We start from the raw sequence: 13110 nt of genomic DNA, 5'->3' as shown, positions 1-13110 counted from the left end.
GATACAAAATGTCAAATGATGAATTGGCACAACTAGAGTTTTCTGGCTTCAGTCAAGCCAACACAGTCAATTGGACAGCACATCCGAACGTTATAATTAATCGTAGAGATCTTTTGGATACTGTTAGCATGAATTACATTTATGATCATCAAACAATTACTGTTGATATAACAAATCATAATGAAATCCAGGTAAATAATTGTGGGAACGGGACTCTACTTGATAATAATTTCTTTGATGGCGATCCATTGCTGCGAACCACAAGAAACGAGCATAGAGTAATTATTCTTACTTTCAAACCCGCTGTTCTAGCGGTAGGCGCGCACATTTCTGTTGATGCAAGAAAAATTGGGGAAGAATACTGGGGACAACTGCGCGCGAATTTTTCAGGTCAGAAAGGATTAATTAAGAGTGGCATTTCCAATAAGGTACGTGGTACAGCTCCTTTCTTAGGTGGCCAAGCTCCTGCAGGAAAACTGATTGACACGGTAACCTTTGATGCATATTTTACACATTCGGAAACTGCACCCTATTTATCTGATCCAGCAACGCACGTAGCAATCAACACCCTTCGTTATATCCCACAATGAGCTCAGTGAAATCGACTCTGACCGCTGTACTTGTATGTGTTTTGCATTCTGCAACTACTGTGTTTGCCATCGAGTCGCTACAAGCAAAAACTGAAGCAGGCGGTATAACAATTGATTTTTCTCTGCAAAATGCGGCTGAGCCAAACCAGCCAGGATTAGGGTTGGCTTCCATTACAGTGAAAGATTCAATTAGCGGCCGCGCCTATAGGGATATAAAACCCTTATCATGGATCGTTGCCAAACGAAATCTCTACGATAACGGAGAGCTGTCGTGCGAATTCAAGGCTAAGCAATTGATGTCAGGAAACATGAGCCTGCGTGCGGATATAGATCTCAATACTTATCGGATCGTTACTTTAAACCATGATCAGACAGTAGCATTTATCAATCCGTTTGTATCTCTGAATAATGCCAAACTCGAGTCAATCGTCTCATTACCGGGTGAAGGTTTTGATTGGACATACTCACCTAAACTACAGCGCATTTATGTAACACTGCGCAATCAAAATACTATTGCTGTGATTGATACAGTAAGCCGAAAACTGATTCAAACCATTGCTTTTGATACCGATGATCATCCCACTCGAATGCTGTTGGATGAAGAACGGCAGATTTTATGGGTGGGGTTGGATGGCCGCGCACAAATTGCTGCAATCGATTTAACTGCCAATCAAAGCGAAACACAAACAAAAATCGAACGTATTCCTGTAGGGGCGGGTTTACATATCTTAGCGACATCAGATGATCAACAATGGTTGTTTGCAATCAATCCCCAAGCTGACACGGTGTCCGTCATCAACGCGGTTACAAAAAAACATTTACAGGAAATCAAAGTTCCCGGAACTCCTCTTGCTGCAACATGGAGTACCCTGGCACAGCGATTAGCGGTTATTACAGCTAATAGCAATGATTTGTTTTTAATCGATCCTTCGACTGGAAAAATTACAACGCGTATCCAACTTGAAGAAGCAGGGCAAGCGCTGACATTATTTAATAATGGACGTAACGCACTGGTCACAAATAGTAAAAGTAGCACGATTACATTGATTGATCTTGCAATGGGTGTTGTAAAGGCAACTGCGCAAATTACTACTGGACCGGATCAAATTGTTTTATCGCCCGGGTATGCTTATGTACGCGGACAAGGCTCAAACAATGTCTCAGTAATCAATTTGCGTGAAGCTGCACAAGGACGATTAAATGTGGCGCAAGTCCCAATGGGACGGTTAGCTCCCAACGCTACCAGTGAAGATATTGGCGTTGCGCCAATGATTGTACCGGTACCAGAAGGTAATGGCGTCATCGTAGCTAATGCAGCCGACGGTATGCTTTATCGCTATACTGAAGGATTGATGGCGCCCTCAGGCAATTTTAGCAATTATCGCCGCAAGGCGCGCGCCGTCATGATCATGGACTCTGGATTAACCGAGCGCGGAGCAGGTGAATACGTTGCACCGGTTAAATTCTCGACCAGTGGTACATACGAAGTCATAGTGAAGACCCTTTCACCCTCAATTACAGCCTGCTTACCGATCGTAGTAAATGTACCGGATTCCAAACCGGAGGAACACGAATACTCGGTACTTGCAGTTTTACTGGATAGCTCAGATTCTTCAGATAAAACACAACGCAATTTCAGAATTGCGTTACGGGATGCCCGGCAACAAACCATTGCAGGCATTGCGGATGGTGTTCTACTGGTTTTTCATCGCACAACCGGCTGGCAAACCCGAATAACTTTACATGAACACGAAGCTGGTGTTTATGAAGCATCCGCAAAGCTACCTCATTCTGGGCGCTATGAGCTCCTGGTTAGCGTACCTTCACTCACGCTCGATTTTACCTCAGGTCGAATCGGATCTTTATATATTGAAACTGAAGTTGAAACGACTCAGGGGTTACAGCATGCCCAAACTGATTAAATATCATTCGTTACTGTGCTTCATTGTATTCGTACTGCTTACAAAGAATGCTGCCATAGCTTCGACTTGGGTTAGTGAACCCCCTGTTATACCCAAAGTAGAACTTATAGATCAAGATAACCACAGTGTCCGATTGGATGAGCTCATTCACGAACATATAGTGCTGGTAAATTTTATGTTTACTAGTTGTACCAGCAGCTGTTCTCCGCAAACAGCTATTCTTCGTGCAACAATGGACGCTGTGAATGTTACCGATGTCAAAGACAAAATACTCTTCATTTCGATCACAGTTGATCCATTAACTGACAATCCCTCCCGACTGCGTAATTATGCTCAACGTTTCGACGTAAAAACAGGGATTAATAACGGCTGGGTTTTTCTGACAGGCACACCGCAACAGGTGCGTCGTATCATGCGTGCATTTGGTGAACGTGGTTATGCGGCTGATTCTCATACAGGAATGATTTGGATCGGTTATCAACCAAACAAACGCTGGATGCGTGTCGCAGCTCTCAATGGTCCTGATGTACTATCAAGATTAGTCCGAGAGGTAGCGCAGTGATGAAACCTCAAATCCAGCGCTTAGGTATCTTAAGTACTTTGCTTATAGCTTGTTCTGTCACATTAGCAGCAAACATTACTGATGAAATCAAGCTTGGGCGCGCACTTTATGAAGGAAAACACCCTTTCACTCATGCTCCTCAGGTTGCGGGTGTAACAATACCGTTGAGCGATGCACATTGCTCAGCTTGTCATGGATCACATGGAGAGGGACGTGTGGAAGGCGGCATTATTGCACCATCCGTTCAATGGCACTCATTAACGAATAAACGTTCAAATCTTCCAGGTTATGATTCGGCACAGCAAATCCTTAGTGCAATTGAGAAAGGAATCGCACGGACAAATGACACTTTGCTGACTGAAAGCATGCCGCGATTCATGTTGACCAATTCAGAACGTGATGCACTGATTGAATATCTGCGGATAATTGGAACTGAGGCAGTTCCTGTACGTGGGGTGTCTGCCGATACAATTATTCTAGGTACCGTTTTACCACTTACCGGCACGCAAGCAGCAGCAGGATATTCCATTCTGCAAGGAATGCAACAACGGATTAATGCAATTAATGCAACAGGCGGGATTTTTGGGCGTGTCTTGCAATTAAAATCGGTAGATGCAACTACCGATGGGCTAGATGCCGCCACACTCGATTTGATTCAATCGCAAGATATATTTGCCTTGGTGGGTAGTTGGCTTGCTGAGCCATCCGATGGCTTGATACAAGCTCTTACTGCAAGCAACACTCCCAGCGTCGGTGCCATCGGTATGCCGATTGCGACTCAGCACCATCGATTGACGACTTATCTGCTGCCGAGTGTACAACAACAAATTGTATCGGCCCTAGCGCTTTTGCAGGAACGCTGTACTTCAGATCTTGGCAGTGAAATATGGTATGTGAACGAAAAGGATTTACCAGCAATAAATCCGGTTAGTGGAGCTTTCTCGAATACTTCGGTAAATAATAAGCCACCATTACGAGTGGTTCATGTATCGCAGGTTGAACAGCAGTTGAAGAAAACGATTGATTCCCGTTTGGCTGATAAATTGATCTTTTTACTTCCTTCTGACGACATTGAGAGTATACGATCACAGCTAGACATAGACACTTTGCATCTATGCGTGGCTACACTAGCAAGCATCTCAGGTACGTCACTTCAAGCTAACCACGCAAATCGAGTCGTAGTTTTTCCGGTACCTCAACATGTATTGGCAGCAACGGATTTATGGACCGCACTGGGTCACGCTGCAATCGGATTGATAGCCGAAGCTATTGCACGCTCTGGGCGAATCCTGGACCAGGATCGATTAATTTCGGTACTAGATAATCCTCAGGAATTCGAACCTATCCCTGGTTTATCTGTTCGATTCACACCTAAAGCCCGGCACGCTCTGGCTGAGGGTTTTATTTGGCAATAAGGAGGATTAAGAATGAAGAAGGAACATTGGCTACAATCTGTAATGTTTGCAATCATATACTGCGCAAGTGGTTGGGCATTCGCGCAGGTGCCTACATCATCTTTTAGTGTGCTGGGCCATATTCAGGAACTGGATGTTGACGACCTTAACGATCCTTTATCTAAGGGTTTTATTGTCGTCAATGGATTGCGCATTACCCTCCCGAAAAATTTACTAATTACAATGCCTGGACAGTACCTAACGCTTAACGACCTATTCCGAGGATCTCATCCATTCGATACGGGAGGGGCCATCAGGCCTGCAACTAAGCCAAGTGGTTTAGCACTCAAAGATCGTAATTTAACTGCATCCCCGCCTGTTATCACGCCAGCAGTTTCTTTTGAAGCTGAGATTATCGGTAACATTGTTAATGGTGAATATATTGCAGGGGTAGTCCGCATATCCCAGGGAGGATTAAATGTCGGTGAGGGATTTATTCAATCAATCGACTACGACAAAGGTGAATTGCTTGTAGGCCCTGAAGCAGGCACAGGCGTTGCAACTGCTCGCGTGCGTATCAATGACCCGAAGGGAGAATATGGGAATCAGAATAAAGATAAATTCCCAGGAAATCCCGATGTTATGGATGAGCGTTTTTCCAGCGATGCTGGCAATGCGCCGGTTGTTGCCGAAACGGGTTTTCCTATGTGTATTCCCCGCTCTAATCCATCGGTTAAAAAAGATGATTTATGCCCTATATCCAATCGACCGGTTCCATTAACTATTCGTCGTTTTACTTGTGGTAAAGTTGCTGCGATAGATCCTATCGCCATACCGCACAAAGAGTGCGATCCCCAAAAAAAGATGCCACTCCAGGAAGGAGATTTCATAACCTATTCCGGAATGCTAACGGAAGAAACACCTAATAGCGGGAATTGGTTCATCGCAGCTCATGCAATTCACGCCAAACTAGGTATCTATACCTCTCCTAACGAAGATCCAGCCTACGTTTTTATCGAAGAAGCCATTTCTGGTACTTTAGGTCAACCATTTCCTGGTATTGATCAGGAAGAGACGTCACGATTTCGTTTGGTTGGTTTCACTACCGATCCAGCCCGAAGAGTAAAGGTTTTCGTATTGAATTATCAGTTTGATGTCACAACAAATAAATGGGTGGAAAATGAACGACCGTTAACCACGCTTACCCCAAGTCCTACGGCTCAAGTAGGACGCATAAGAGTAACTTTGCCGGCAAAAGCCAATTTCTTGCCTATTACGCGTGAAGTGCGTATTAGGATCGAAAATCATGACACTTTTAAAGTCGGTAGACTCAATTCTGGTCAATATACTGCACCGGTCAGCGAATATATATATCCTGAAAACACTCGTTTTGGTCAGTACAAGAATCCTGTGCCTGTACCATTCGAAAATTTTTGTTTTTTGACAAACGATAGTGGCCCTCTCACTACCTTAGATCGACCTGAGAAAGGCGCACCAGTAGTCGGTCGATTAAATCCGTTTCCAGCATCGGGGCATGCCACAGCGCAATTGCGAGCGGATGGCACTCCTGCTTGTCCTTAATTCAATGAGGTAAGCCGCCTGTGACGCAGTATCTTGACATCGAACTAATGTGTGCCTGGCTGACGGAGGTTCGTTCAACGACATAGCAGGCCTTTGTGATTAGACTGTTAAGCAGTAATTTTCGTAGCATCAATGGATTATTTTTCGCAGCCTTATCCTGGATGCAGTTTTTAATGCCGCACGATTTCAAAGCATCGCGGTGTTTCTGGCTGCTATAGGATATAGGATTTGACGGCATAAACATAGATTCCTGCTGACTGGATTTTGGCTTTATCCAACAAGTCCAGAAGCGATTTACTGTCATGGCAATTAGCGACAGTGGTCTCAACCACTAGCACCATACCATCGCTATTAATCATGATGGTAATCTCACTTCATCACAACATCACAAAAAAACTTGCACTTTAATTGAAAGTAGATATAATGAGAATCATTCTCATTTACATCAATTAATACATCATGAATACTTTAAGTTCTCAACAGATCAGCGCCAGAAGCTTACCGCAATCCGGAATAGTGGAAATAAACAAACTCATCGATAGCGATACGTTATTCAAACATGGCGATGTTGTGATCATTGTGCACAGGGGTGAACAATATGCACTGCGCCGCACACGAAATGGCAAGCTGATTCTGAACAAATAGTGGATTAAAAGCACATATCATGTATATTTATGCTTGTAAGTTGTTAGTGGTATCGCTCTTCGTAAAGTCAGATTTACGAGTGCATGATAAAGATTCATGCAAGGTATGCTGCTCATCACAATACAAGCAATTGGATTGAGAAAGCTAAAATACAATACCTGCGCGATATATTTTCCGATACAGCCATTGATATGCAAAAGACTTGTCTGAGGAGATAGAAATGAAAGGTAATGTAGAAATTATTCGCTGGTTGAATCTGCAATTGCAACATGAATTAACCGCCATCAATCAATATTTCCTCCACGCTCGCATGTATAAAAATTGGGGATTTAGCAGCCTTGGAGAGCATGAATTTAAAGAATCCTGCGAAGAGATGAAACATGCGGATAGTTTGATCGAAAGAATCCTTCTATTAGAAGGCCTTCCCAATCTGCAAGATTTGGGTAAATTGATGATTGGGGAAACAGCGGAAGAGTGTGTCGCATGCGACTTGAAGCTTGAGTATATCTCGCGGGACACGTTGCTCGCTGCAATAGCCGCTTGTGAATCCGCACAAGATTTTGTATCAAGGGAAATTTTTGAACAGATTCTAGAGGATACCGAAGAACATATCGACTGGTTGGAAACCCAACTGAGCGTCATGGAAAAAGTCGGTATCCATAATTGGCTGCAAAGCCAGATGTAGTTTTTTGCCATCGCCGCTGGAATTCCTCTTCCTTATCCAGCGGCGTATTTAGCCAGCCAGCCTGCTTCTCCCGGGTCAGCCAGCCGCTTTTTTTAGTTGCTGATGATTTGTAGGAGACTCGAAAATGAAATTCATCAATAAATCGGTTATTGCCGCTTCGCTGTGCACCGCTCCTCATTATCATGCTTCAAATTCAACGCATGCAAATAGTTTTTTATCTTATCGACTGGGTAGCGTTACGCGGCTGTTTACACTGCTCAAGCAATGGTACGATGGTTTAGGCCAGGTATTAATAACCAATATTGATGATGATTCAAGCGCACATAAGACCTCCGCTTTTACCGGCTGGGCGCCATTGATCAAAGCATCCTCGAAAATTAATACAGCGATTGCCGGCAACTCAAACGATGTGTGGGATCATTATTGTGACACTGCCCATTTGAAAAACCGTTCCGTATTATGCGTTGGCGGTCGTATCAAACTATATTCGTACTATGAGCGATTAGTTGCCACTTGCGGAGGCCATTTTTTAGCATTTCACGGCGATGCCAATGATTCGTTGGATCGTTTGCCACTGTTGCTGGAGATGGCCGATATGATCATTTGCCCGGTCGATTGCGTCAATCACGAAGCATTCCTGATGGTCAAACGCTTTTGCAGATACACACAAAAACCGTGCGTGCTACTTGATCGTTCGGAAATCAAAACTTTCAATGCGGGTATTCAGGCTTTGTCCACAATCAGGCATGAGATAGGCAATCAGCCGGATCGATAGTCAAGGCATAAAATTTCAGAAAACCCCAATGAGCTTGAGTGATCGCTCTGGGCGACCTCAGCTCATCGAGTCTTTATCGCAAAATTAATTGCGTCGCGGTTATCGCTGGAAGGGTGATTGCTTTCCCTCGCGCCGCCATGCAAAACTTAGCAACCCCAAACCTGCCAATAACATCATGTAAGTTTCAGGCTCCGGTACTGCAACAACCGGGGATAGCAAGAAAGCCCGGGAACCACCTCCTGGCGATCCGGCCAATTGCCCCCAACCAATGATTTGTCCATGATTATTAATGCCGACGGCAGTCAATTCGCTCCATCCTGCCGCAACAACCGGCTCAAGTAACGAGAGATCGGTCACTGTTCCATCGCTGTAGAGAAATGAACTGGGAGTACAATCGCTACAGTACTGATTAATGCCACCAACTACCTGCCCCAAATCGTTGATGGCATTCGCTCGGCTATCCTGCGAAATTTCCAAGCCGTCCATACTGGCGCCACCAGCATCGGTAATAAAAGCTTTTACCGAATAATAACCGAAGAAGTCATCGTAAAACCCGGAAAACCCCACAACCTGCCCCGAGTTATTAATATCCCAGGCCAAACTATCGGTCGTCCCGTTCAGCGTACTGAGATCGACCATTCCCGTACCATGGGCGCCCGATATAAAAGCGTGTTGCGTGGCACCATCTCCAATGGTGGAAGCACCCACCACTTCTCCAGAATTATTGATACCGTAAGCAACACTATAGTCTCCACCCAATGTTCCTAAATCGGTCATTCCCACGCCGCCGGGACCTGTAATAAACGCATGATAAGCAGCATTACCCTCGGTGGAAGAGATGCCGACCACCTGCCCCTGGTCGTTGATACCGTATGCAATGCTGTAATCCCCTCCCAGTGTTCCCAGATCCATCATACCTACCCCGTTTGCACCCGTAATAAAGGCGTGAAGATAGCCGGAACTTGTCGAAGAATAGCCGGCCACTTGTCCGGAATTATTAATATCAAACGCAAAGCTTCTAGTACCACCCAGAGTATCCAAATAGTGCATACCGACGCCGTTTGCACCGGTAATAAATGCGAGATCGACACCATTACCGTTACCCACCACCTGCCCGTAGTCATTGATGGCTCGAGCGACACTGTATGTGCCGCTAAGCGTTCCTAAACCTACAATAGACCAATCTGTCGCTGCAGCAGCCGGTACTGAAACTGCAGAAATTCCACCAAGAAAAATTGTGGTTCGAATAAGTTTGAAAAGCTGATGACTCATTTTTTCCTCACTGAGATAAGGTGGATTAAACTTTCAGAGATTGAGCAAAAATTCCATCTGATTAATTCATAGAATATTTCTCGGTCGAATAACCGGGATAGATTTCTGCTCTGGCGAATCATAATGTCGGCAGTCATTTTAATAACTGAGAATAGAACCCGTTTTACCCATTATTTCCGAAAGTACTGATAGCCGTAGCCGGAAAGAAAGATTCATTTCCATGAATTAGCAGGAATTTCCGATGCTATTCTCAAAAAAACATGGATGATAAAACTGAAAAAAGATTGAGCACATTACATCATTGCATCCGGCAAGCTATTCTTCTCTGCAGTCTCAGCCGATACGGATTTATCCTTACCCAAGCACATCGCCGCATGCAATAAAATCCGCATCTTGTACTATAATTCCCTACTATGAACCTTGCTAGGGAAAACACTGATTAATTTGATAGACAAGATGAAGTACGAGACGCACGGAACGCAGCAACTGGGATCTATCAATAAGATAGGCGAGGAAACGAGTACCGTGCAACGAAGTGATGCACTCGTATAGTCAATTACTCAGTGTTTCCTTAGCAAATCGATATTGACAGCCTAAAAATTAAACCCATGGACACTTCTGATATCAAAAGTTATATGCAAATCGTCGGCCAAAAAGCGCGCGCAGCATCGCGGCAAATCGCCAAAGCCGAAACAGCAGCTAAGAATCAAGCATTGACAGCAATGGCCAATGCCATCCGCCGCGATGAATCCGCCTTAATAGCCGCCAATGCCAAAGATTTGGATAACGCACGCGCAAAAGGTTTGGAAGCTTCGATGATCGACCGCTTAACTCTATCATCCAAAAACATCGCGACCATGGCCGAAGGGTTGTTACAAATCGCCGCTCTGGCGGATCCGGTCGGTGAAATCAGTGGCTTGAATTACCGCCCGTCCGGAATACAAGTCGGGAAAATGCGCGTTCCTTTAGGGGTCATCGGTATTATTTACGAAGCCCGCCCGAATGTAACCGCCGATGCAGCCGGTTTGTGCTTAAAAGCAGGTAACGCGGCGATTCTGCGTGGCGGATCGGAAGCGATTCATAGCAATCAGGCAATTGCAGTCTGCGTAAAAGAAGGATTGCGGCTTGCCGGATTACCGGAAACCGCCGTGCAAGTGATTGAAACCACCGATCGCGCAGCAGTCGGAGAATTGATTACGATGAAAGATTTTGTCGATGTGATCGTGCCACGCGGCGGCAAAGGCTTGATCGAACGCATCGCCAATGAAGCGCGAATTCCGGTTATCAAACATTTGGACGGTGTTTGTCATGTTTATATTGACGATCAGGCCGACTTCGACAAAGCGATCCGCATAGCGGACAATGCTAAAACGCAGCGTTATGGCACCTGCAATACCATGGAAACGTTACTGATTCATCAAAGTATGGCGCCTACAATTCTACCGCCATTGTGCAAAATCTATTTCGACAAAGGTGTTGAATTACGCGGCGACGAAACAGCTCGCCGCATTATTCCACAAATAAAAGAAGCCACCGAGACCGATTGGTATGAAGAGTATTTAGGGCCGATTCTGAGTATACGCATTGTCGAAAGTTTGGATCAGGCGATCGATCACATCACCCAATACGGCTCACAACATACCGACGCCATCGTAACCGAAAACTACACCAAAGCACGGCGTTTTCTCCGGGAGGTCGATTCCAGTTCGGTGATGGTCAATACCACCACCCGTTTCGCAGATGGATTTGAATACGGACTGGGTGCCGAAATTGGGATTTCCACCGATAAAATCCATGCGCGCGGACCGGTCGGTCTCGAAGGCCTGACCAGTCAAAAATTCATCGTGTTGGGTGATGGTCAGTTAAGGAATTAAACACACCCATTAAAGGTCATCATGGCACAAATGATTGAAGTAAAGATTCCCGATATCGGTGATTTCAAAGATGTGCCGGTTATCGAAGTACTGGTATCGTCTGGCGATACTGTTGAAAAAGAAACGTCACTACTTACGCTGGAAACCGATAAAGCCTCAATGGAAGTGCCTTCTCCCCAAGCGGGAATCGTGCAGGATATTCTTGTACGCGTTGGCGATAAAGTTTCGGAAGGATCGGTGATTCTGACTTTAGCGGTTGCCCAACCTGTGACATCCGCCCAAACAAGCCCTACACGCGACGTGTTTCGAGATTCAGCAGCTTCGCCATCCTCAACACCATCAGGATCGCAACAAGCAGGCAAACCGGGTGATTTGCATGCTGACATCGTTGTACTCGGTGCCGGTCCGGGCGGTTACACCGCAGCTTTCCGCGCAGCCGATCTGGGTAAGAAAGTCATCCTGATCGAACGTTATCCGGTTCTCGGCGGCGTGTGCCTGAATGTCGGCTGCATTCCATCCAAAGCGCTATTACATGCAGCCAAGATCATCACCGAAACGGAGGAGCTATCGTCTCACGGCCTCTTATTCGGCAAACCTCAAATCGATCTTGGTAAGTTGCGCGACTGGAAGGAATCGGTCATAAGCAAACTAACCAAGGGATTGAAAGCATTGGCGAAGCAGCGCAACGTCGAAATCGTTCACGGTGTTGGAAAATTCATTGCAACCCATCTGATGGAAGTGACCACACCCGATGGGCTTAAAACAATCTCTTTCGACCACTGCATCATTGCCGCCGGCTCCAGTGTCACCCGCATTCCCGGTTTTCCGTATGACGATCCGCGCTTAATGGACTCCACCGATGCTCTGAATCTGACAGACATTCCGCAGCGGTTGCTGATCGTCGGCGGCGGCATTATCGGCCTGGAAATGGCAACCGTCTATGATGCGCTGGGAAGTAAAATCAGCGTCGTTGAATGGATGGATCAATTAATTCCGGGAGCGGATGCCGATTTGGTCAAACCGCTATTCCGCCGCATCAAGAAACGCTATGAAGCAATTTATCTCAAAACCAAAGTAAATCGGATTGACCCGGCAGAAGCGGGTTTGACTGTCACATTCGAAGGTGAGAATGCGCCACCGCAACAAACCTACGATCGAATTTTAGTGGCAATTGGCCGGCGCCCAAACGGGCACAGCATCGGTGCCAATGAAATCGGCATCCAAGTCAATGAGCGGGGATTTATTCCGGTCGATTCTCAAATGCGCACCAATTTACCGCATATTTTTGCGATTGGAGACATCGCGGGTGAACCGATGCTGGCGCATAAAGCGACGTACGAAGGAAAACTGGCTGCCGAAGTTATTGCCGGCCACAAAGCATTGTTCGATGCACGCACCATCCCTTCAGTTGCTTATACCGACCCTGAAATCGCCTGGATGGGTTTGACCGAAAAAGAAGCGATCAAGCAAGGAATAGACTATAAAAAAACCAGCTTTCCTTGGGCGGCCAGTGGCCGCGCCATCTCGATGGCTCGCGAAGAAGGATGCACGCAGTTGTTATATGATAGCAGGACAGGTCGAATACTCGGTGCCGGTATCACGGGTATTAATGCCGGTGAACTCATCGCCGAAACCGTTTTAGCACTGGAAATGGGCGCCGACATGGAGGATATCGGTTTGACTATCCATCCGCATCCGACATTGTCGGAGACAGTTTTGTTTGCGGCTGAAATGGCAACCGGAACCATTACCGATCTTTATTTACCAAAGAAATGATACTTTTAATCAGTTATTAATCGCAATTCATTGT

At 45.7% G+C, this 13110-nt stretch carries 12 protein-coding genes; 10 read left to right on the top strand and 2 right to left on the bottom strand.

All coding sequences use genetic code 11. The features are described 5' to 3' along the window. Positions 1-8 precede the first annotated feature (8 nt). From KF839_RS05175 to KF839_RS05155, 5 genes are read left to right on the top strand one after another with little or no spacing between them, the layout of a single operon-like run. The gene (locus tag KF839_RS05175; protein WP_292916772.1) at positions 9-590 is read left to right on the top strand and encodes a hypothetical protein; all 582 of its coding nucleotides are present in this window, start codon (positions 9-11) and stop codon (positions 588-590) included. Between the two features lie 5 nt (positions 591-595). Beyond that, positions 596-2512 carry a YncE family protein gene (locus tag KF839_RS05170; RefSeq protein ID WP_292916771.1) on the top strand — a complete coding sequence of 639 codons (1917 nt, stop codon included), beginning with the start codon at positions 596-598 and terminating at the stop codon, positions 2510-2512. Continuing rightward, complete coding sequence (locus tag KF839_RS05165) at positions 2496-3074, top strand: SCO family protein (protein WP_292916770.1); 579 nt, start codon at positions 2496-2498, stop codon at positions 3072-3074. Before KF839_RS05170 ends, KF839_RS05165 begins: the two co-directional genes overlap by 17 nt. Then, entirely contained in the window at positions 3074-4489 is a 1416-nt protein-coding gene (locus KF839_RS05160) for an ABC transporter substrate-binding protein (RefSeq protein ID WP_292916769.1), read from the top strand. Before KF839_RS05165 ends, KF839_RS05160 begins: the two co-directional genes overlap by 1 nt. A gap of 12 nt (positions 4490-4501) precedes the next feature. Continuing rightward, positions 4502-6049, top strand: a complete 1548-nt coding sequence (locus tag KF839_RS05155; RefSeq protein ID WP_292916768.1) for a hypothetical protein — start codon at positions 4502-4504, stop codon at positions 6047-6049. Positions 6050-6261: 212 nt separating this feature from the next. On the opposite strand, the gene KF839_RS05150 is transcribed toward KF839_RS05155, so the two are convergent. Next, positions 6262-6408, bottom strand: coding sequence for a hypothetical protein (locus KF839_RS05150; protein ID WP_292916767.1), 147 nt, complete (start codon positions 6406-6408; stop codon positions 6262-6264). A gap of 100 nt (positions 6409-6508) precedes the next feature. Here KF839_RS05150 and hemP point away from each other — a divergent pair, with 100 nt between their 5' ends. From hemP to KF839_RS05135, 3 genes are all read left to right on the top strand, one after another. Next, complete coding sequence (hemP, locus tag KF839_RS05145; RefSeq protein WP_292916766.1) at positions 6509-6694, top strand: hemin uptake protein HemP; 186 nt, start codon at positions 6509-6511, stop codon at positions 6692-6694. A gap of 220 nt (positions 6695-6914) precedes the next feature. Then, a complete protein-coding gene (gene bfr / locus KF839_RS05140; protein WP_292916765.1) occupies positions 6915-7379 on the top strand; it encodes a bacterioferritin in 465 nt (154 codons plus the stop codon). 124 nt (positions 7380-7503) lie between these two features. Beyond that, a complete protein-coding gene (locus KF839_RS05135; protein ID WP_292916764.1) occupies positions 7504-8154 on the top strand; it encodes a DUF2325 domain-containing protein in 651 nt (216 codons plus the stop codon). A gap of 99 nt (positions 8155-8253) precedes the next feature. On the opposite strand, the gene KF839_RS05130 is transcribed toward KF839_RS05135, so the two are convergent. Continuing rightward, positions 8254-9426, bottom strand: a complete 1173-nt coding sequence (locus KF839_RS05130; protein ID WP_292916763.1) for a DUF3466 family protein — start codon at positions 9424-9426, stop codon at positions 8254-8256. Between the two features lie 608 nt (positions 9427-10034). Between KF839_RS05130 and KF839_RS05125 the strand changes: the two genes are divergently transcribed. Continuing rightward, positions 10035-11300 carry a glutamate-5-semialdehyde dehydrogenase gene (locus tag KF839_RS05125; protein WP_292916762.1) on the top strand — a complete coding sequence of 422 codons (1266 nt, stop codon included), beginning with the start codon at positions 10035-10037 and terminating at the stop codon, positions 11298-11300. Between the two features lie 21 nt (positions 11301-11321). Beyond that, positions 11322-13076, top strand: coding sequence for a dihydrolipoyl dehydrogenase (gene lpdA, locus KF839_RS05120; protein ID WP_292916761.1), 1755 nt, complete (start codon positions 11322-11324; stop codon positions 13074-13076). The last annotated feature ends 34 nt before the right edge of the window (positions 13077-13110 follow it).

This window comes from Nitrosomonas sp. (assembly GCF_019635155.1).
Classification (GTDB): domain Bacteria; phylum Pseudomonadota; class Gammaproteobacteria; order Burkholderiales; family Nitrosomonadaceae; genus Nitrosomonas.
This window is presented reverse-complemented; position numbering and strand designations above follow the sequence as displayed.